Annotated in this window: 22 protein-coding genes; 4 read left to right on the plus strand and 18 right to left on the minus strand. The window is 69.3% G+C overall.

Features of this window, described 5'->3' with window-relative positions; translation table 11 throughout:
- Positions 1-527: 527 nt before the first annotated feature.
- Together gor and PMI14_RS01625 are read right to left on the minus strand one after the other, a co-directional pair.
- Positions 528-1,922: a glutathione-disulfide reductase gene (gor, locus tag PMI14_RS01620; RefSeq protein ID WP_007848623.1), complete on the minus strand. Its 1,395-nt coding sequence runs from the start codon at positions 1,920-1,922 to the stop codon at positions 528-530.
- Between the two features lie 157 nt (positions 1,923-2,079).
- Complete coding sequence (locus PMI14_RS01625; RefSeq protein WP_007848625.1) at positions 2,080-2,841, minus strand: CPBP family intramembrane glutamic endopeptidase; 762 nt, start codon at positions 2,839-2,841, stop codon at positions 2,080-2,082.
- 178 nt (positions 2,842-3,019) lie between these two features.
- Between PMI14_RS01625 and PMI14_RS01630 the strand changes: the two genes are divergently transcribed.
- Positions 3,020-3,466: a hypothetical protein gene (locus PMI14_RS01630; RefSeq protein WP_007848628.1), complete on the plus strand. Its 447-nt coding sequence runs from the start codon at positions 3,020-3,022 to the stop codon at positions 3,464-3,466.
- Between the two features lie 13 nt (positions 3,467-3,479).
- Here PMI14_RS01630 and PMI14_RS01635 read toward each other — a convergent pair whose 3' ends face one another.
- Positions 3,480-4,238 carry a CPBP family intramembrane glutamic endopeptidase gene (locus PMI14_RS01635; RefSeq protein ID WP_007848631.1) on the minus strand — a complete coding sequence of 253 codons (759 nt, stop codon included), beginning with the start codon at positions 4,236-4,238 and terminating at the stop codon, positions 3,480-3,482.
- 149 nt (positions 4,239-4,387) lie between these two features.
- Between PMI14_RS01635 and PMI14_RS01640 the strand changes: the two genes are divergently transcribed.
- Complete coding sequence (locus PMI14_RS01640; RefSeq protein WP_007848634.1) at positions 4,388-4,888, plus strand: hypothetical protein; 501 nt, start codon at positions 4,388-4,390, stop codon at positions 4,886-4,888.
- On the opposite strand, the gene PMI14_RS01645 is transcribed toward PMI14_RS01640, so the two are convergent.
- The 8 genes from PMI14_RS01645 to PMI14_RS01680 form a co-directional block, all read right to left on the minus strand.
- Positions 4,839-5,531, minus strand: coding sequence for a response regulator transcription factor (locus PMI14_RS01645; protein ID WP_035201983.1), 693 nt, complete (start codon positions 5,529-5,531; stop codon positions 4,839-4,841). The two genes, PMI14_RS01640 and PMI14_RS01645, sit on opposite strands and share 50 nt — an antisense overlap.
- A 2-nt stretch (positions 5,532-5,533) precedes the next feature.
- Positions 5,534-7,237 (minus strand): cell wall metabolism sensor histidine kinase WalK, encoded by a 1,704-nt coding sequence (locus PMI14_RS01650; RefSeq protein WP_007848639.1) that lies wholly within the window; start codon positions 7,235-7,237, stop codon positions 5,534-5,536.
- 113 nt (positions 7,238-7,350) lie between these two features.
- The gene (locus PMI14_RS01655) at positions 7,351-7,914 is read right to left on the minus strand and encodes a hypothetical protein (protein WP_007848642.1); all 564 of its coding nucleotides are present in this window, start codon (positions 7,912-7,914) and stop codon (positions 7,351-7,353) included.
- A 188-nt stretch (positions 7,915-8,102) separates the two neighbouring features.
- The gene (locus PMI14_RS01660; RefSeq protein ID WP_007848645.1) at positions 8,103-9,197 is read right to left on the minus strand and encodes a sensor domain-containing diguanylate cyclase; all 1,095 of its coding nucleotides are present in this window, start codon (positions 9,195-9,197) and stop codon (positions 8,103-8,105) included.
- 78 nt (positions 9,198-9,275) lie between these two features.
- On the minus strand, positions 9,276-9,755 hold the full coding sequence (locus tag PMI14_RS01665) for a hypothetical protein (RefSeq protein WP_007848647.1): 480 nt from the start codon (positions 9,753-9,755) through the stop codon (positions 9,276-9,278).
- Positions 9,755-10,111, minus strand: a complete 357-nt coding sequence (locus tag PMI14_RS01670; RefSeq protein ID WP_157405876.1) for a copper-binding protein — start codon at positions 10,109-10,111, stop codon at positions 9,755-9,757. Before PMI14_RS01670 ends, PMI14_RS01665 begins: the two co-directional genes overlap by 1 nt.
- Positions 10,112-10,185: 74 nt before the next feature.
- The gene (locus PMI14_RS01675) at positions 10,186-10,518 is read right to left on the minus strand and encodes a hypothetical protein (RefSeq protein WP_007848650.1); all 333 of its coding nucleotides are present in this window, start codon (positions 10,516-10,518) and stop codon (positions 10,186-10,188) included.
- Positions 10,519-10,551: 33 nt separating this feature from the next.
- The gene (locus PMI14_RS01680; RefSeq protein WP_007848651.1) at positions 10,552-12,021 is read right to left on the minus strand and encodes an MFS transporter; all 1,470 of its coding nucleotides are present in this window, start codon (positions 12,019-12,021) and stop codon (positions 10,552-10,554) included.
- 122 nt (positions 12,022-12,143) lie between these two features.
- On the opposite strand from PMI14_RS01680, the gene PMI14_RS01685 reads away from it, so the two are divergent.
- On the plus strand, positions 12,144-13,046 hold the full coding sequence (locus PMI14_RS01685; protein WP_035201984.1) for a LysR family transcriptional regulator: 903 nt from the start codon (positions 12,144-12,146) through the stop codon (positions 13,044-13,046).
- Between the two features lie 11 nt (positions 13,047-13,057).
- Here PMI14_RS01685 and PMI14_RS01690 read toward each other — a convergent pair whose 3' ends face one another.
- The 7 genes from PMI14_RS01690 to PMI14_RS01715 all read right to left on the minus strand — a co-directional run bounded on the left by PMI14_RS01690 (position 13,058) and on the right by PMI14_RS01715 (position 19,384).
- Complete coding sequence (locus tag PMI14_RS01690) at positions 13,058-14,611, minus strand: cryptochrome/photolyase family protein (protein WP_007848653.1); 1,554 nt, start codon at positions 14,609-14,611, stop codon at positions 13,058-13,060.
- Positions 14,608-15,966 (minus strand): DASH family cryptochrome, encoded by a 1,359-nt coding sequence (locus tag PMI14_RS01695; protein WP_007848655.1) that lies wholly within the window; start codon positions 15,964-15,966, stop codon positions 14,608-14,610. Before PMI14_RS01695 ends, PMI14_RS01690 begins: the two co-directional genes overlap by 4 nt.
- Entirely contained in the window at positions 15,963-16,121 is a 159-nt protein-coding gene (locus PMI14_RS33950; protein ID WP_007848658.1) for a DUF2256 domain-containing protein, read from the minus strand. The genes PMI14_RS01695 and PMI14_RS33950 overlap by 4 nt, the downstream gene beginning before the upstream one ends.
- A 49-nt stretch (positions 16,122-16,170) precedes the next feature.
- Positions 16,171-16,752, minus strand: a complete 582-nt coding sequence (locus PMI14_RS01700; RefSeq protein ID WP_007848661.1) for a lipocalin family protein — start codon at positions 16,750-16,752, stop codon at positions 16,171-16,173.
- 85 nt (positions 16,753-16,837) lie between these two features.
- The gene (locus tag PMI14_RS01705; RefSeq protein ID WP_007848663.1) at positions 16,838-17,776 is read right to left on the minus strand and encodes a fasciclin domain-containing protein; all 939 of its coding nucleotides are present in this window, start codon (positions 17,774-17,776) and stop codon (positions 16,838-16,840) included.
- Between the two features lie 121 nt (positions 17,777-17,897).
- Complete coding sequence (locus PMI14_RS01710) at positions 17,898-18,353, minus strand: fasciclin domain-containing protein (protein ID WP_007848666.1); 456 nt, start codon at positions 18,351-18,353, stop codon at positions 17,898-17,900.
- Positions 18,354-18,490: 137 nt separating this feature from the next.
- Positions 18,491-19,384 (minus strand): NAD(P)/FAD-dependent oxidoreductase, encoded by an 894-nt coding sequence (locus PMI14_RS01715; RefSeq protein WP_007848670.1) that lies wholly within the window; start codon positions 19,382-19,384, stop codon positions 18,491-18,493.
- A 107-nt stretch (positions 19,385-19,491) separates the two neighbouring features.
- On the opposite strand from PMI14_RS01715, the gene PMI14_RS01720 reads away from it, so the two are divergent.
- Positions 19,492-19,950, plus strand: coding sequence for an Rrf2 family transcriptional regulator (locus PMI14_RS01720; protein WP_007848673.1), 459 nt, complete (start codon positions 19,492-19,494; stop codon positions 19,948-19,950).
- Positions 19,951-20,176: the final 226 nt, after the last annotated feature.

Genomic DNA, 20,176 nt, shown 5'->3' on the forward strand with positions numbered 1-20,176 from the left:
AGTAAGCCGTTCGAAACATGCCGAGGCGTGCGAGCATAGCGGTGAAACGTGACTGCAGCGACGATTCAATGGCACATGCACCGGCGTACCTCACGAAGGTGTCCTCTCCGGAATAGGTTTGGGCAGGTGCGGCTATCGCGCTGCACGGGCCTGCGGTCGAAGGCACGTTCAGCGTGCTGTCGCAGGTGACCGAGGCCAACCGCTACTTCGACCAGGTCTGCCGGGTCAAGGCCATCAAGGGGGCGAGTGAACTGGCTCTGGCAGTGCAGGAGTCCATTAACTTCTTCCCCAACTCCATCTACAAGCCCAAGCTGTGCATACGCACCACCCTGGAAGCGGCTCGATACCCCTGCGAAGCGGGACGTCCTGCGCGATACCGGCATTCGGCTGATGCGGGGCTACCTGTTTGCGCGGCCGGCGTTCCGGGCGATGGCGCAGATGGGTGCGGCGGGGTTTGGAGCCGCGCCGAGCAGACGACTGGCGTCTGCCCCCAGGCTGGCCGTGTTATGCCCTGCCCTGCTGCGGGATCAGACGCGCTGCCCATCTTTGACACGATAGCTCGGCTGGTACATGGTCACCAGTTCTTCGGCCGCCGTGGGGTGCACGGCCATGGTGCGGTCGAAGTCGTCCTTGGTGGCGCCGGCCTTGAGCGAGATGCCCAAAATCTGCACCATCTCGCCCGCATCGTGGCCCAGGATGTGGGCGCCCAGCACCTTGCGGCTGGCGGCATCGACCACGAGCTTCATGACCATCTTCTCGGCGCGGCCCGAGAGTGTGGCCTTCATGGGGCGGAACTCGGCGCGGTAGACCTCGATCTCGGCATGGCGTTGGGCGGCCTCTTCTTCCGACAGGCCCACGGTGCCGATCTCGGGCTGCGAGAACACGGCGGTGGCGATTAAATCGTGGTCAGGCGCGGTGGGTTGGCCCCGGTACTCGGTGGCGATGAAACACATGGCCTCGTGGATGGCCACGGGCGTGAGCTGCACGCGGTTGGTCACGTCGCCCAGTGCCCAGATGCTGGGCACGTTGGTGCGCGAGTAGGCGTCCACGACGATGGCACCGCGCTCGTCCAGGGCCACGCCGGCCGCCTCCAGCCCCAGGCCGCGGGTGTTGGGGTCGCGGCCGAGCGCCAGCATGACGGTATCGACAGCGATGGTCTCGCCGTTCTTCGTGGTGGCGATGAGGCCGCCGCCCTCGCCCTCCACCTGGGCCACGTTCTCGATGACATCGGTGAGCAGGATGCGGATGCCCTTGTCCACCATGGCCTTGTGCAGGCCCTGGCGCATGTCGTGGTCGAAGCGCGAGAGGATTTCCTTGCCGCGGTAGATCAGCGTGACCTCCACACCCAGGCCGTGGAAGATGTTGGCGAACTCGACGGCGATGTAGCCGCCGCCAGCGATCAGGATGGAGCGCGGCAGCGCGGCAAGGTCGAAGGCCTCGTTGGAGCTGATGCACAGTTCGTGCCCCGGCAGCGCCGCATGCGGGTTGGGCGTGCCGCCCGTGGCGATGACGATGCGCTCTGCGGTCACCGTCTTGCCGGTGGCCACGATGCGCACGGTGTGCGCGTCCACCAGCTCGGCGCGGCTGTCGATGATCTCGGCACCGTTGGTGTCCAGGCCGCGGCGGTACAGGCCTTCGAGCCGGGCGATCTCCTTGTCCTTGGCGGCGATCAGCGCCTTCCAGTCGAACGTGGGCGTGCCCACCTGCCAGCCATAGCCCGCAGCGTCCTCGAAATGCTCGTGGAACTGCGAGGCGTAAACGAACAGCTTCTTGGGCACACAGCCACGGATGACGCAGGTGCCGCCAAACCGGTGCTCCTCGGCAACGGCCACGCGCTTGCCCAGCGATGCGGCCACACGGCCGGCCCTGACGCCACCGGAGCCGCCGCCGATCACGAACAAATCATAGTCATACGTGCCCATGGCATCTTTTCCTTGTCACTGTGTTCTGCGGCCCTGTGCACGCACATGCATGGCGCTGGCAGGCAATCTGCATGCGCACGGGGATGGTAAAGCAACGCTGAACAAGAGAGCGTTGCAGGGCCAAGTTCGGCCGCGTGCCGCGTACCAAGCTGGCGGCTCAGGCCCCGACGGCAGTGCCCAGCACCAGGCCCCCTGCAAAAAGCAGCCAGTCATTGGCGATGTGCGCCATGGCGGACACGGCGAGGTTCTTGGTGCGCAGGTAGGCCAGCGACAGCACCAGCCGCGCCGAGCCAATCACCAGCAGGCACTGCGCCACATTCCAGCCATAGGTGGGCAGGTGCAAGGCGCCGAAGATCAGCGCCGACACCAGCCAGGCCCCCACGATGGCCTGGCCCCGGCTGAGGCCCAGCGGGCCCGACAACCCGGCGAGCACGGCGAGGAAGGGCAATACGGTGATGATTTCCTCGCCGACGAGCTGGGGTATGGTGCGCGCAAAAAAGGCCACGCGCTCGCCCGTGTCCATGCGCCCGAGCGCACCGAACGCGGGGTTGGAAGCCTCCTCGCCGAACAGGCGGCTGACCAGCAGGGCCACCAACACGGTCACCGCGATATTGAGCAGCGCCACGCCCAGGGCCAGGCCCAGGTCGCGCCAGCCCACGCGCCGGAACAGCACCTGCCAGTGCGGCCCGGCCACCAACCGCAGCGCCAGCAAGGGCACCAGGGGGAACAGGACGGCCGGCACCACCGCGCCCCAAGCCCCCCAGGCTGCAGGCATGCGCAGGTAGAGCGCGGCAAAGCCCAGCGCGGCGCCCAGCAGCAGCACGCACCAGCGGCCCGCACCCAGGGCGAGCGGCCGGCCGTTGTAGAAGGGAAAGTCGGCGCCGCCAGGCGTGGCTGCGGGGGGCTGCGCAAGGGTCATGCGGGTAGGTGCAAGGGGCGGCATGGGCCGCATTGGAAGGCATATCGCAGCGCCGGTAAACCCCGGCTGCTGGGTTTGTGTTTCAGGCGCTGCACCGGTGGCCAGCACTTCACACTGGCCTCACCATGCCGGGCAACACTGGTGGGCACCTTGTCGTGCGCATGCCGACCCTGAAAAAATGACCTACTTGCTCAACCAGCTACGCTGGTTCTCCCTGCCCTTCGTGTTCATAGGCGCGGCCTGCCTTGGCATCTGGCTGTGGCTGGCGTTCGGGGCCATTGCCGTGGCCCATTGCCCGCCTGACCTGGTGTGGCACGGCGGCCTCAGCGGCAACAAGAAATGCAGTTGGCCACTGGCCGTGTACCTTCTCAAGGACATGGGCGGGGCCTCGGCCATGGGTGCCCTCACCGTGCTACTGTGTGCCGTGGTGGCCCCGGCGCGCAAGGCGGCCACGGCCAGTGCGGCAGCCATCGCGGTCTGCGCTCTGGCACTGCTGTTTCTGGTCGGCGGCGACCATGGGGCGCGCCCCGCCAGCCTGGTGTTTGCCGTCAAGGTGGCTTTCGGGGTGTCTTCATGGTTTGCGGTGTGGGGCGTCTCGCGCTGCGTACAAAGGCGGCAGGCATGATCTCGTCAATGGCTCAGCCGATGATCGCCCCCAGCAGCAGCACGAAGCTCAGCAGCAACCAGTCGTTGAGGATGTGCGCCAGCGCAGCCACAGACAGGTTCCTCGTGCGCAGGTAGGCCAGCCACAGCACCATGCGCGATGTGCTGATGATGACCAGACTCTGCGCCACGTTCCACCCGTAAGTGGGCAGGTGCAAGGCACCGAACAGCACCGATGCCAACACCCAGGCACCCACGATGGCCCGGCGCCGTGGCCAGCCCACCGGGCCGGCCAGCCAGGTGAGGAAGGCCAGGAACGGCAGCACGGTGAGGATCTCTTCGCCGATGAGGTGCGGGATGGTGCTGGCCATGAAGACCAGCTTCTCTGCCGTGCCCATGCCGGCCAGCGCCTTGATCACGGGGTTGGGCACGGCGCCGAACAGGCGCGAGACGACGAGGGCCACCACCACCGTGACGGTGATGCTGAGCAGCACCAGGCCGATGGCCAGCCGCACGTCGCGCCAACCCATGCGCCGAAACAGCACCTGCCACTGCGGCCCCGCCACCGCGCGCAGCGCCAGCAGCGGCAGCGCCGGGAACACGATGGCCGGGATCGCGGCAGCCCAACCGCCGGACATGCGCCACGCCACCATGGCGGGGATGTACAGCGCACCATAGGCTGCCGCCAAGGCCAGCAGGACGAAGCACCACTGCCGCGCACCCAGCGCCACGGGCTGGCCGTTGTAGAAGGGGAAGTCGGCTCCCTGGGGTGCGGTTGGGTGGTCTGGTGTCATGCAAGGCAGAAAAAGGGCCCGGTGGGCAAGGGCGGTATCGCAGTGGCCGCCAGCGGCATGTGCTGTGCAGAGCATAGCGCGGGGCAGCACTTCATACTGGCCTCACTGTGCGGGCCAACACTGGGGGCCATTTGCTGTCCCTCCACTGTATGAACCATCTGAAAACCTGGCTTCGCTGGTGTGCCCTGCCCTTCGTGTTCGTGGGCGCCATCCTTCTTGCCTTCTGGTTGTGGTCGACATTCCCCTATGTTTCCGCGGCGACTTGTTCACCGCCGCTGGAATGGGGCGGCAGCGCCCCTCCCAGTGTGAAATGCAGCCTGCGGCTGGTCGCACGCGTGTTGCTGGACATCGGCGGGGCGTCGATGCCTGGTCTGATGGCGGTGTTTCTCTGCGCGGCGGTGGCCCCGGCGCGCAGGCCCGCCACGGCGTGCGTTGCGGCCCTCGGGGTCTGTGCGGTGGGCCTGGTCTATGGTCTGTTCACCGCCTCACTGCGCAGCCCGATGAAGCTCACCGTGCGGGCCGACCTGGTGGCGATCTTCGCATCGCCCTGGCTGACGGTCTGGCTCGTTGCGCACCTGGACCGGCTGCCAAAGGCCGGGTTCAATCCGCCGTGGCGTCCAGCCGGTAGCCAAAGCCGCGCACGGTCTTGATGAGCGCCAGCGCGTGGCCCTCGTCGATCTTGCTGCGCAGGCGGCGCACGTACACGTCGACCACGTTGGTCAGCGGATCTTCGTTGGTGCCCCAGACGTTGGAGAGGATGCGCTCGCGGCTGTACACGCGGCCCGGGGCGCTGATCAGCAGTTCCAGAAAGGCCAGCTCGCGGGCGGTGAGCGCGATGGGCTGGCCGGCGCGGCTGGCCTGCATGCGCTCCAGGTCGAGCACCAGGTCGGCCACCTGCAGGGTGCTGGCGCGCGGGCGCTGCTCGCGGCCCCGGCGCAGCAGGGCCTCAATGCGGGCCAGCAGTTCCTCGAAGGCAAAGGGCTTGGTGAGGTAGTCGTCCGCCCCCAGGCGCAGGCCGTTGACCTTGTCTTCGGTGTTGCTCAGCGCGCTGAGCATCAGCATGGGCATGTGGCGGCCTTCGGCGCGCAGGGTCTGGCACAGCTCCAGCCCGCTCAGGCCGGGCAGCATCAGGTCCAGGAGCAGCAGCACGCCGGGCTCGGCGCTGCGCGCCAGGGCCAGGCCTTCGGGCCCGGTGCGGGCCAGCTCCACGCGGTAGCCCTCGGCCTTGAGGCCGCGCACCAGGAAGTCGGCCACGCGCGCGTCGTCTTCCACCACCAGGATGTGCTTGTTCATGTTCATGCCAGCGCTCCCTGCTGTGCTCCCACCTGCGGGGCACCCTGCGGCGGCGGTGCCATCACCCGCGGCAGTTCGATGCGCACCACCGTGCCCTGCTGGGGCACGCTGGCGATGACGATACGGCCCTGGTGCACCTGCACGATGCCCTGGGCGATGGACAGGCCGATGCCCGTGCCGTCGGCCCGGTGGGCGCGCGCCCGGCGCCCGCGCACGAAGCGCTCGAACACGCGGGGCAGTTCGTCCGCGTCGATGCCGATGCCTTCATCGCGCACCACCACCGCGACCTCACCCACCCCATCCGCCCCGGCCACGCCTTGCAGGCCGATGCGCACGGTGGTGCCGCGCGCCGAATAGCGCACCGCGTTGTCCAGCACGATCACCAGCGCCTGGCGCAGGCGGTCGGCGTCGGCCAGCACGGTGACCTGGCCGGTAGGCAGTGCGCCGCTGCCATCGCCATCCCCTTCGGTGCCGTCCAGCAGCCATTGCACCTGCACACCCTGCGGTGCGCCCAGGGCAGCGGCCTGCTCTGCGGCATCGCCCAGCAGGGCGCGCAGGTCCACCGGGGCCGGGTGCATCACCAACTGGTCGGCCTCGGCCTTGGCGATGAGCAGCAGGTCGTGGATGACGCGGGTGAGCTGGTCCACCCCACCCACGATGCGCGCCAGGGTCTGGCGGTATTCATCGGCCGGCTTGTCGCCACCGCGCAGCGCAATCTCGGCTTCGCCGCGGATGGAGGTGGCGGGGGTGCGCAGCTCGTGACCCAGGTCGGCAAACAGCTGGCGGCGGCGCTGGTCCAGGCGCTGCAGGGTGTCGTGCGCAGCGCTCAGCTCCTGGGTGCGGGCCTGCACCGCGTCTTCCAACCCGCGGCGCGCGGCATCGGCGCGCGCACGGTGCTGCTGCAGCTCGGCCGCCATGGCGTTGAAGTGCTGGGCCACGCGGTCGAATTCGTCGTTGGAGCCGGTGGCCACGCGGTGGTCCAGGGCCCCGGCCTGCAGGGCCTGCGTGCCTTCGAGCAGCCGGTCCAGCGGGCGCTGCAGACGCCGCTTGAGGTGCAGCGCCAGCACCACGGCAACGGCCAGCGTGATGAGGGCCATGCCGATGGCCTGCGCACGCAGCACGTCGAGCCCGCGCTCGGTGGCGGCGCGGGCTACCGGCACGGCCGCGCGCTGGTGCGCGATGGCACCATTGATCAGCTCGCGCAGGTCGCGCCCGCGCGCCATGTCGAACACCTGGGTGAGCTCGCCCCACAGGGCCGGAAAGTCGGCGCCCTGCTCCAGCGGCACCAGCTGCGCCAGCCGCGCCTCCACCGCCTGGATGTTGTCGCGCAGCAGCTCGGTCACACCCACGAGCTGGGGCACCTCGGCGGGCATGCTCACGCCTTCGCGGCGCACGAGCTCGGTCCACAGCGCCAGGTCGCGCCGCACCAGGTCGTCGAGGTTGGCGGCGCTGGCGACCATGCTGGCCACCAGGCGCTCGCGCTGTTCGGGCTGGGCATCGGTGTCCATCAGGCGCTGCATGGCCCACACGCGCAGGCGCTGCTTGTTGGCCGACAGGTCCAGCAGCTCGGCCTGGATGTCGCTGGCCAGCCGGCTGTGCTGGGCATAGTCGTTGACGCGGTTGGCGCCCCAGTACACAAAGGCGGCCTGGATGCAGACCAGGGCCACCAGGGCAGCAAAGGCCAGGGAGAGTCGTGCGCGGTACATGGGGGCGAAAGGCCTGGTCGGGAGGCTCGGATTATGAAGCCTGGCAGGCGCGCCGGCGGTGTGCCCGGCAGGCTGGGCACGGGGGTGACGTACCCGGCCCAGCCATCCATCGATCAGTTGCCGGTGAACGGCAGCGACGAGTGGTGCACCACGATGCGCAGCTTGCCCGCATCGTCCTTGACGAAGGCCCAGGTCTTGTCCACCGTGGTCACCTTGCCGGCCTTGTCGGTGAACATCACGTTGCCCATGGTGTTGGCCGAATCACCGGCGATGAACACGGCGGCATTGGTGATTTCGCACTTGGTCCAGCCCTTGAGGGCGAAACCCGTGTCCTTGGGGTAGGCCGGGTTGCCGCCCACGAAGTAGGCCAGCGCGCCCTCGCGGGTGGTGCGGAAGGTCTGCGGCGTGGTGGTCAGGGTCGGCTTGAACAGCACGGCGCCCATCTGGTAGCCGTAGGCGGCGTCGATCACCTTCTCGGCCAGCGCCTTGGCTGCCACCGGGCCGCTGGTGGTGTGGGTGGTGCTGATGTCGACAAGCGCCTTGCACCAGGCCTGCTGGGCCGCCAGCACTTCGCTTTCGGAAATGGCGTGGTTGACGACCGGGCCCTTGGCGGCGGCAGGCACAACGGCGGCGCCCACCAGGAGGCTGGCGACGGCGATGCAGATGGATGTTTTCATGGTTTTCTCTGGTTGAAATGGTTGGTTTCCCCCGGCGGCCGGATGGCTGCCTGGGGGACCTACAGTTCACCAAAGCGGTATGGATGCGGCCTGAATGCCGCATGAAAAGGCCGTGAGCAGAAGATGAACGCGTGATGAACGGCCAGGGCAGCCGTCGTCCGCCACCCGCCTCCCGGTGACGACTGGCCTCAGCCCTGCTGCACCCGGTTGCGCCCCGCCTGCTTGGCCGCATACAGCGCGGCATCGGCGCGGCCATAGATGCGCTCGGGGTCCTCGCCCTCCACCAGCGTAGCGGTGCCGACGCTGATGGTCACGGGCATCTCGGGCCAGGGACCGTCTTCCACGGCTTTGCGCATGCGCTCGCCGACCTCGTGGGCGCCGGCCTCGCCGGTGCTGGGCAGGATGACGGCGAACTCCTCGCCGCCCACGCGGGCCACCACGTCCACCGTGCGGGCGCAGGCCTTGAGGTGGCCGGCGATGGCCTGCAGCACGCGGTCGCCGCCATCGTGGCCCAGGGTGTCGTTGACGCGCTTGAAGTGGTCCACGTCGAGCATGAGCAGGCTCAGCGGCGTGCCGCGGCGCTGCACGATGGCCAGCTCCTGCGCCATGTGGGCGTCGAAGGCGCGGCGGTTGCGCAGGCCCGTGAGGGGGTCGGTGGTGGCGAGCTCCTCGAGCTTCATGTTGAGCTCGGCCACGCGCTGGATCTGCCCGACCAGTTGCTGGTTGACGTTGGCGGCATGCTGCAGGGCGACGCGCAGGCGGATCTCGCGCAGGGCGGACTGGCCCAGCTCGGTGAGCACATCGATGTCCTGCCCGGTCCAGTGCCGCGGCGCGAAGTCGAGCGCGCAGAAGGTGCCCAGGGCGTCGCCCTCTTCCGTGAGCAGCGGCACGCCGGCATAGGCGCGCACACCCTTGGCCTTGACGCCGGGCAGGTCGCGGAACACGGGCAGCAGGGTGGCGTCTTCAATCACCAGGGGCTGCCTGGAGGCAGCCACGTAGTGGCAGAAGGTGCGCCCCATCTGGTCGCGGCTGCCGCCGGGCGTGGCCACGCCAGGCCCCAGGGCGGTGGTGCTCATGTGGAAGTCGCGCGCCCGGTCGAGCAGCGAGACGAAGACCACGGGCGCGCCGGTCAGCCGCGATGCCAGGCTGGTGAGGCGGTCGAAGGTCTCTTCGGGCGGGCTGTCGAGCAGGCCCGTGCGCTGCACGGCGTCCAGGCGCCGGGGGTCGGACAGCGCGGTGTGGATGCTGGCGTCGTCCGGCGGGGGGGAGAGCACGAGGTCCATGGCGTGGGGTACCTGGAAGTGGTGGACGAAAGGTACATCATCGCCACCCGCTGCGGGCGCCTTGTAGGGAAGACCCTGTCACGGGCCGTCGGCCGATGCCGCGTACGTCGCTGCCGGTATGCCCCCGAAACGCGGCCCGCCCAGCGTGGCGCCTTCGAGCGATTGGCCGCCGTTGAGCGCGTTGTTCACGGCCTGCAGCAGGCCGCTGCGGTCGGTGACGGTCTGGAATTTCAGGCGCGGGCCGGCATGGAACATGCGCTGTGCGGCCAGCAGGGCCGCGACAAAGACCGGCTCGCGGGTGAGGGGAAAGTCCACCCACTCGCCAGCCGCATCCTGCACCGAGAATTCGGTGGGCAGCTGCAGGGTGGCGGCGGGCTCGACGTGCGAGACCAGCACCAGGCCAAAGCCTTCGGGCACCACGTCGATGAGCCGGCGTGCCAGCGTGGCATCGCCGCCCGCAAGGGCCAGCACGGCGGCCTCTATCTCAGCAGCGGACAGTTCGGGGTTGCCCAGGGCATCGATGGCCTGCTCGACCAGGGCGGTGATGTCTGGGTCCATCACTGCTGGCGCGGCCGGATGGCCACCAGCACGTTCTCGCCCTCCACCCGCTCGGCGCGAAACTCCACGCGCGCACCGGGCTGCAGGCCCTTGAGCAGTGCCGCATCGCGCACCCGGTAGGTGATGGTGGAAAACGGAATCTTCACGCCCGGCGCCACCTTGATGTGCGCAAAGGTGTCGCGGCTGCCCTGCTCCTGCGAGACGGCGCGGAACTCGCCGTGGGTGTAGATGGTGGCAGGCTCGGCTGCTGCTGCGGGGGCCGTCGCCTGGGCCAGGGCAGCCACCGGCAGGCAGCACAGCAGCGCCGCAGCGGCGGCCAGGGAGCGGAGCGTGGGCAGGAGGGGTGTGGCGGTCATGCGAAAAAGCATACCGCACACCGCCGCCGGATACCAAGCGGGCAATGTCCACTGCCCATGCGGGCAAGGTCCATTCATTTGCACAGGCTGCTGTCGCCCGATACCGCCAGCTCGGTGACCTTGGCGATGGCCCCGTACTTGCCGGCGGGGCCGGCCTGGTCGTGCTTGCGCACCGACGCCTTGACCCGAACGGGTGCCACCCACAACGGTGCATCGCCCTGCAGCGCCTTGATCTGCTCCATGACCTCGCGGCTGACCTCGACAAAATAGATCTGGTCCGGGGCCGTGCGCAGATCAAACCGGCCCGGCCCGACCGCCATGCAGCCCGACAAAGTGTCTGCCGCCATGGTGCAGCCACTGGCCGCGGCCGCAACAATCACGGCGGGAATGCGCTGGATGAGGTTCATGCAATGCGATGAAAGGGTGACACGCTACCAGACTCATTGCCCGGCAGGAGGTTCCGCCGTTCTGCCAGTCCCCGGGCGGAAAGACGGCCGCGCCGCCAGCGCAATCCCCAGCGCCGCCACCACCAACGCCGCCGCCACGCCAAAGGTGGCCTGCATGCCCGCCGCCACCGCGCCGGGCTGCACCATGGCACCGCCCTGCCCGCCTGCGCCCCAGGCGAACACGGCACCCATGGCCGATGCACCGGTGACCAGCCCCAGGTTGCGCGACAGGTTGAGCAGGCCGGACACCACGCCGCGCTGCTGCGGCTGCTGCACCGTGGCGGCCATCACGGCCGTGTTGTTGGCGGCCTGGAACAGCGCGTAGCCGGCGGTGACAAGGGCCAGCGGCAGCACATAGCCGGCCACGCCAAAGCCTGCCGGCAGCAGCGCCAGCGCAGCCGAGCCCACGGCCATGGCGATGAGCCCAGCCCGCGTGGTGCGCTGTGTGCCCAGGCGGTCCACCAGCCGGCCGGCCGGCACCCCCGCCAGCGCAGAGACCAGCGGCCCGCTCGACATGGCCAGCCCCACCTGGGCAGTGCCCAGCCCGAGCGCCCCCGCCAGGTAGAACGGGCCCACCACCAGCGTGGCCATGACCACGGTGGTGACCAGCGCGCCCATGGCAAAGCCGGCACCCAGGGCCGGGCTTTGGAGGAACAGCCCCAGGGGCACCAGCGGTGCGGCGCCATGCCGCCCTGCCCGGCGCTGCGCGCCAATGAACAGCGCCAGGCCCAGCCCTGCACCGGCCAGCAGCGCCGCGTTCAGCGCGCCCCACTGGCCCCGGCCCAGCGTCATGGCCAGCGCGTAGGCGGCCAGCGTGACGGCCAGCAGCAGCATGCCCACCACGTCGAAGCGCGGGCGCTGCACGCCTGCACGGGCACTGTCTGCAGGCAGGTAGCGGCGCGCCGCCCACCATGCCGCCCCGCCCAGCGGCAGGTTGATGGCAAACAGCGCCGGCCAACCCCAGCCCGCGATCAGCGCCCCGCCCAGCGTGGGGCCCAGCGCCGTGCCCACGGCCGACATCGTGCCCAGGAGGCCCATGGCGCTGCCGGTGCGCCCTGGCGGCACGGCATCGGCCACCAGGGCCATGGCCAGCGCCATCATGACGGCAGCACCCAGGCCCTGCACGGCGCGCGCCGCCACCAGCCAGGCCAGCGACGGCGCCAGGGCGCACAGCGCCGAGGCCGCGGTGAACAGCGCAATGCCCGCTAGCAGCAGCCGCTGGCGGCCCCACAGGTCGCCCAGGCGCCCCACGCCGACCACCGCGGTGGTGATGGCCAGCAGGTAGGCCAGCACCACCCACTGCACCTGCTGGAATGTGGCGCCAAAGGCCTGCGCCAGCGTGGGCAGGCCCACATTGGCGATGCTGGTGCCCAGCGAGGACAGCAGCATGGCCAGCGACAGGCTGGCCAGCACGCCGCGTGGCGTGGCGGAAGATGAAGACGGGTTCGCAGTGGTGGTGGTCATGGTGCAGCGGCAGACAACTGATCGATGCAGTGAGCGTAGGCATTTGCCAGCCATGGCGGAAGGCGCAGCATTTGCATTGCATCAGTGCACCAGACGCCATGCCGACCCATAATGGCGAGCGTATGTCCCGCCCCGACCTGAACCTGCTCGTCACCCTCGATGTGCTGCTGACCGAAGGCAATGTGGCGCGCGCCGCCAAGCGCCTGCACCTGAGCCCCTCGGCCATGAGCCGGGCGCTGGCGCGGCTGCGCGAGACGGTGGGCGACCCGCTGCTGGTGCGCGCCGGCCGCGGCCTGGTGCCCACGCCCCGGGCGCTGGAGCTGCGCGAGCGCGTGGGCCAGCTGGTGCACGACACCGAGGCGGTGCTGCGCCCGGCCCAGGCGCCGGACCTCGCGCAGCTCACGCACGTCTTCACGCTGCGCACCAGCGATGGCTTTGCCGAGACCTTCGGCCCGGCGCTGATCGCCCGCGTGGCGGCCGAGGCGCCCGGCGTGCGCCTGCGCTTCGTGCAAAAGCCCGACAAGGACAGCACACCGCTGCGCGATGGCGAGGTGGACCTGGAGACCGGCGTGCTCGGCCCCGCCATGGGGCCCGAGGTGCGCGTGCAGGCGCTGCTGCGCGACCGCTTCGTGGGCGTGGTGCGCATGGGCCACCCGCTGGCGGGCGGCCGCATCACGGCCAGGCGCTATGCCGCGGGCCGGCACATCGCCGTGTCGCGCCGCGGACTGGACCAGGGGCCGGTGGAGCAGGTGATGGGCCCGCTGGGCCTGGTGCGCGACATCGCCACCATCGTGAGCGGCTTTGCCACGGCGCTGGCGCTGGCCCGCGCCACCGATCTGATCGCCACCGTGCCCGAGCGGCACACCGCCGGCCTGCGCGCGGGCCTGCACACTTTTGCCCTGCCCGTGCCGGTGCCCGAGATCACCGTGTCGCTGCTGTGGCACCCGCGCCTGCATGCGGACCCGGCGCACCGCTGGCTGCGGGCACTGGTGCTGGAGGTCTGCGGGGGCGCTGCGCCGACCTGAATCGCTGCGCGCTACAGGCTGTCCAGCGTGCTGCGCAGGTGGCTGGCATGCCCACGCAGTGCCTGCAGCTGCGGGCCCTGCATTTTGCGCAGCTGGCGGTACACCATGCCCAGGCGCAAGTTGCTGCCCAAGGTGGCTTCGTGGCGGGCAAAGAAGTCCCAGTACAAGGCGTTGTAGGGGCAGGCGCGCTCACCCACTTTCAGCTTCTTGTCGTAGTGGCAGCCCTTGCAGTAATCGCCCATGCGGTCGATGTAGGTGGCGCTGCTCACATAGGGCTTGGTGGCCAGCAAGCCGCCGTCGGCAAACTGGCTCATGCCCACCGTATTGGGCAACTCCACCCACTCGAAGGCGTCGACGTACACGCCCAGGTACCAGCGGTGCACGGCGGCAGGGTCCAGCCCGGCCAGCAGGGCAAAGTTGCCGATGACCATGAGCCGCTGGATGTGGTGGGCGTAGGCACCATCGAGCGACTGCCCCACGGCATGCTGCAGGCAGCGCATGCGGGTGTCGCCGCTCCAGAACCACTGCGGCAGCGGGGTGCTGTGGCCCAGGGCGTTGCGCCCGTCGTAGCCGGGCATGTGGGCCCAGTAGATGCCGCGCACGTACTCGCGCCAGCCCAGGATCTGGCGGATGAAGCCTTCCACCGCCGCCAGCGGCGCAGTGCCGGCCTGCCATGCGCCCTGGGCGCGCTGCACCACCTCGCGCGGGTGCAGCATCTTGGTGTTGAGGGCGAACGACAGCAGCGAGTGGAACAGGTGCGGGCTGCACGTGCTCATGGCGTCTTCGTACTCGCCAAAGTGCGGCAGCGTGGTGGCGATGAAGTGGTCGAGCCCGGCCAGGGCCTCGGCCCGGTTCAGCGGCCAGCGCAGTTGCGCGGCCTGCGGGTTGCCAAAGCTCTGCACACCGGCGGCCGTGATGGTGGCCCACAGGGCGCTGTGGTCGTGCACGGGCCGCGCGTCGGGCGGGGTGGCGGGCGTGCCGGGCCAGGGCTTGCGGTTGTCGTGGTCGTAGTTCCACTGGCCGCCTTCGGGCTCGCCGGCCTCGTCGATCAGCACGCCATGCCGGTGGCGCATGCGGCGGTAGAAGTGCTCCATGAGCCACTGCCTGCGGCCCGCAAACACCTCGGCCACCTCGCTGCGGCTGGTGTAGAAATGCTCGCTGCCCACGGCCTGGGTGGCAAAGGGCTGCTCTGCGCACCAGTGGCGCAGTTGCTCGTCGAGCCGCCACTCGTCGGGGTGCTGGTACTCAAGCCGCTGTGCGCCATAGTGCGCCATGAGGGCGGCCAGGTTGCCGGGCAGGGACTGGCGGTTGCTGGCGTCGTCGATGGCCACGTAGCGCACGCGGTGGCCGGCGCTGCGCAGGTGGCGAGCCAGGTCGCGCATGGCCGCAAAGATGGCGAGGATCTTTTGCGCGTGGTGCAGCACGTAATCGGTCTCTTGCCGCACCTCCATCAGCACATAGACCACGCCGGCATCGCGCGTGGCAAACCAGCTGTGCTGCGGGTTGAGCTGGTCGCCCAGCACCAGGCGCAGGGTGTGGGCTGGTGCGGGCTCGCGGCTGCTCATGCCGTGCCCCACAGGCGGCGGTAGCTGCCGTCGGCATCGTGCTCTTGCGCCTGCTTGGCGGGGTTGAAGCGGCGCCCGCCGCGCGGATCGGTGCCGCGCCCGGCGATGTAGAGCCAGTTGCCCTGGTTGCTGTAGGGGTCGTAGTCCAGCAGTTGCGATTCGAACCAGGCGGCGCCCGCGCGCCAGTCGCCCTGCAGGTCGTGGATGAGGTAGCTGGCCGCCACCTGGCGCAGGCGGTTGCTCAGGTATCCGGTGGCGGCCAGCTCGCGCAAGGCGGCGTCCACCAGCGGCTCGCCGGTCTGCCCGGCGCACCAGCGCGCGAAACCGGCCGCGTTGTGGGGCGCCAGCGGCTGGGCCGAGAGGCCGCGCGCGCGGTACAGGGTGCGCCCGTGCTGCAGGTGCAGCAGTCGGAAATAGTCGCGCCACAGCAGTTCGAACCACAGCCAATAGGTGCCCTCGTTGGCACCGTGCGCGGCCTCGAACCGGCGCAGCGCGGCCATGGCATGCCGGGCCGAGAGCGCGCCCGTGGCCAGCCAGGGCGAAAACTTGCTGGAGTAGCCCAACCCCGTGAGCCCGTTGCGGGTGGCCTTGTAGCTGTGGGGTTGCCCGCTGGCCAGGTACTGCTGCACATGGGCCAGTGCGGCGGTTTCGCCCCCATCGCAGGCGGGGGTGCCGTAGGGGAAGGAGGAGCGCACGTCGCAGCCGGCGCCCTCACCCGCCTCCACTCCGTCACCATGCCCGCCCTGCCCTTGCGCCGCACCCACGGCACCGGTCGTGTGCAACACCTCTTGCCACGCTGCATCGGTCAGCGCTGCGGGCGGCGGCAGCAAGGCCGCAGGCGCCGGCAGCGGCTGCGGCGGCTGGATGCCAGCCTGCTCCACCGCCTGCCGAAAGGTGGTGAACACGCCGGGCAGGGCCCCCACAGGCCACGGCAGATCACACGGCTGCAGCAGGCTGCTGTGCCACACGGTCTGCACCTGCAGGCCGGCTGCGCGCAGGGCGGCCACCTCGGCCTGCTCTTGGGGGGCGGCAATTTCTTCACACACCACGGTGGTGGCGCCCACGGCGCGGGCCAGCACGGGCAGCACGGCGGCGGGCAGGCCCTGGCACTGCCGCAGCGGGTTGCCCAGCCCGGCCATGCCAGCCGCCAGGTCGCGCAGTGCAGCCCCCTCGAAGGCACGGCGGTGCGGGCCCCGGCGCGCAAAGCCCCAGGGCGTGGTTTCGTCGGCCACGGGCTGGCAATGCACGGGCACCAGGTGGGTGGCGCCGCCGCCCAGGGCAGCGGCCAGCGCGCCCGGGTCGTGCAGGCGAAGGTCGCGGCGCAACCAGAGGAGCACGGTGGGGCTGGTGCTCATGGCGTACCGCCGGATCGCTGGCGCCCGTTGCGGCAGCGGTCAGAGCAGTACTTCACCTCGTCCCACACCTTCTCCCATTTCTTGCGCCAGGTGAAGGGCAGGCCGCAGTGCAGGCAGACTTTCTGCGGCAGGTCGTGCTTCTTGCGCATGCGCATGGGGGGCGATCGGTGACACGGGGCCATCAGGCCGGCCACAGTGTGGCACTCATGGCTGCGGGTCGATGCGTTGCTGGCTTACCCAGATCAGCGCCTGGGTATCGATGCCCAGCGCACTGGCGCGGGCGACGAGCTGCTCGCGCACACCCGGGGCCAGTTGCTTGCTGCGCGACAGGATCCAGCAGTAGCTGCGATCAGGCCCCACCACCAGGGCCCAGCCGTAGTCGGCATCGAGCGCAGCGACGTGGTAGCCGCCATAGAACGGCCCGAAGAACGACACCTTGAGCGAGGCGGTCTGCGCATCGCCCGTGAACAGCGCCTTGCCCACGGCCTGGCGCCATTCGCCGCCCTGGCTGCCCTTGGTGGTGTCAAAACCCCGGTTGAGCACACGCACGCTGCCGTCCGGCTGGCGCTGGTACGTGGCGCTCACGTCCGTCATGCCGCGCTCGAAGGAATGGTCGAGCCGCGCCACCTCGTACCAGCGGCCCTCGTAGCGCGCCAGGTCAAACGGAGTGAGGGGGGTGATGCCTGCCGGCGGGGCGGTGGATGAACAGGCGGCCAGGGCCAGTGCCGTGGAAGCGAGCAAGGCCAGTGCGGCGCGGCGAAGCCAGGGGGATCGGTTGAGGAGCATGGACAATGAACGCAAGAAAACCGTGCAGCCTCCGGAAGCCCGCTGCACATGGCTTCCGGGGGTCTGCGCGGAGGATGTGGCCAGACTACTTGGGCAAAAGCACCCGGTCCACCGTATGCACCACGCCATTGCTGGCAAACACATCGGTGCCGATGATGCGGCTGGTGCGCAGGCTCTGGTCGGTGATCACGAGGCTGGGGTTGACCGTGAAGCTCTGGCCCTGCACGGTGGCGATGGCGGTGTTGACGGGCACCTCGGCCTTCAGCACCCGTGCCGGCACCACATGGTAGGTGAGCACGCGGGTCAGCAAGGCGGTGTTGGCCAGCAGCGCCTCCTTGGTCAGGCCCAGCTCGGCCAGCAGCGCCGCAAAGGCGGCATTGGTGGGCGCGAACACGGTGAACGGGCCAGGCCCTTTCAGGGTGGCCACCAGGCCGGCGGCGGCCACCGCCTCGACCAGGATGCTGAAATCGGGCACGGCCATGGCAGTGGCCACGATGTCCTTGTCCGCCGGCAGCAGAACGCGGTCTACCAGGTGCACCACGCCATTGCTGGCCTGGATATCGGTGCTGGTGATGCTGGTGACGCGGTTGCGGCCATCGGTGATCTTGAGGCCGTTGGCAGACTCGATCTTGAAGAAGCCACCCGACACCGGGGTGATGGCCTTGCCCAGGGGCACATCGGCACGCACCACCCGGCTGCCGAGCACATGGTAGGTGAGCACGGCGGTGAGCAGGGGCTTGTTGGCCAGCAACGCCTCCTTGCTCAGCCCCAGCTCGGCCAGCAGTGCAGCGAAGGCGGCGTTGGTGGGTGCAAAGACGGTGAGGCTGCCCGTGCTCAACGTGGGCGCCAGCCCCGCGGCCACCACGGCCTCGACCAGGATGCTCAGTTCCGGGGTGTTCTGCGCCAGCTCGACGATGTTGCGCTGTGGTTCGTCGTCGCTGCCCCCGCAGGCCTGGAGCACGCTGGTGCTGGCCCCCAGGGCGGCGGCCAGAAGGACGGTACGGCGGTTGAATGCAGTGTTCATAGGAATCTCTCCTCGCTGTCAGACAGTGGATGAAAAGAGAGGGGGTCTGCCTTGCAGGCCCCCTTTTGCATGGGCGCCGCCCGGTGCCTGTGCACGGGCAGGCGCGCAAACGACGGGCCGCTTACTTGGGCATCAGCACCGTATCGATGGCATGGATGACGCCGTTGCTGGCGTTGACGTCGGTGGCGATGACCTTGGACTGGTCGACCATCACGCCTGCACTGGTGGCCACGGTGATCTCCTGGCCTTGCACGGTCTTGACCTTGCCGGCCTTGACGTCCTTGGCCATGACCTTGCCGGGCACCACGTGGTAGGTGAGCACCTTGGTGAGCGCGGCCTTGTCCTTGAGCAGGCCGTCGAGCGTGGCCTTGGGGATCTTGGCAAAGGCTTCATCGGTGGGCGCAAACACGGTGAACGGGCCCGGGCCCTTGAGCGTGTCCACCAGGCCGGCCGCCTGTACGGCAGCGACCAGGGTCTTGAAGTTGCCGGCCTTCACGGCGGTGTCGACGATGTCTTGCGCCATTGCGCTGAAGGTGGCGCCTGCGGTAAGGGCCAGGGCAACCAGGGTCTTTTTCATGATTTCATTCCTCAATCCAGGGATGGAACTCACACGCCAAGATGGGCGCGACCGGATTGTATGACCGCTTGGTAATTATTTCTACTATTTAGTTTTATTAAAACCAATTGGTTTCTTTCGGATACATGAGCGCGTTTTCAGTGCCCTCCAAAGATCAGCGATTGGTGCGTGGCCGCGCCGGCCATCGTGCCGTCGCCCACCGCCAGCGGCAGCGAGCCGCCCTGGCGCGCCGCATCGCCGCAGGCATACACGCCGGGCACGGTGGTGGCCTTCATGAAGTCGGTCTTGATGGTGCGGCCCAGCGGGCCGTCCTCGAACTCGCAGCCCAGCTGCGCGGCCACGGGGCTGGCCACCTCCACGCGGCTCAGGGTGAACAGGCCGTCCTGCGGGACCAGGCGGCCATCGCGCATCACGATGTCCATGGCGCCCTCGATGCGGTCGATCAGCCCGCGCTCCAGCGCGACGCCGCGCGCCTGCAGCTGGGCCAGTTGATCGGCATCGGGCTCGAAGGCGCCGTTGAGGAACAGCGTGGCCTGGCCCCAGTCGGGCAGCATCAGCGCGACATGCATGGACAGCGGGGACACGCCCAGGGCACCCAGCCGGCCCTGGTTGAGCTCGTAGCCATGGCAGTACGGGCAGTGGAACACATGGCGGCCCCAGCGCTCGGCCAGGCCGGGCACCTCGGGCAGGTGGTCGATGACGCCGGTGGCCAGCACCAAGCGGCGGGCCTCGATGGCCTCAACCGCACCATCCACCTCGATGCGAAAGCCCTGCCCTGCCCGCTCGGCCGTGGTCACCTGGCCCTCGCGCCACTGCACGGTCGGGTAGGCCATGAGCTGCGCGCGCCCCTGGGCCGCGATGTCGGCAGCGGGCGTGCCGTCCTGCGTGAGAAAGCCGTGCGAGTGCTCGGCAAAGCGGTTGCGGCGCTGGCCGCCGTCCACCACCAGGATGCGCCGGCGCGCTCGCGCCAGTTGGGTTGCGGCGGCCAGGCCGGCATAGCTGCCGCCGATCACGATGGCGTCGTAGTGCATGTTGGGTTCCTTTCACGAATCACGATACTTTTGAAGTTTCATGATAGCCCCGCAAAGCATTTCATGCAACTTACAATGATTCAAGACCACAAAAGGACCCCACCTTCATGCGCAGTGACAGCCGCCTTTCCCGCATGCTCCACGTGCTGCTGCACATGGCCCGGCACGATGCGCCCTTCACCTCCGAGCAGATCGCCACCATGCTGGGCACCAACCCCGTGGTGGTGCGCCGCACGATGGCGGGCCTGCGCGAGGCAGGCTATGTGCGCTCGGAAAAAGGCCATGGCGGCGGCTGGACCATTGCCTGCGACCTGCAAGAGGTGACGCTGCTCGACATCCACCACGCCGTGGGCGGGCCGCACCTGTTTGCCATCGGCAATGGCAGCGACAACCCCGAGTGCGCGGTGGAGCGCGTGGTCAATGCCGCGCTGGACGACGCCCTGCGCCAGGCCGAGGCACTGCTGATCGCGCGGCTGGGGTCGATTGCGCTGGCGGATTTGGCCAAACAGTTCGACGCGGAGTGCGTGGCCAAGGGCTGGACGGCGCACGGGGCTGCGGGGCATTGAGGGCGGGCTTGGGGAGTGACACGCAGGGCAATGCCCGACTCTCCTGAATGGCATCTGCCATGGGCCTAGACTGAGGCACAGGGTTGCCGGCACCCGCCTCTCCCGCACACCCCTGCCCTTCCCGCCATTTGCGGGGCTGCATTGTTCAGGACCGCACGATGACTACCACTACCGGACGAGAAAAAGCCCTTGCTGCGCTTCAGACTGCATGCATTTGCATCGCGGT

The organism is Acidovorax sp. CF316 (genome assembly GCF_000276605.1).
GTDB lineage: Bacteria > Pseudomonadota > Gammaproteobacteria > Burkholderiales > Burkholderiaceae_C > Acidovorax.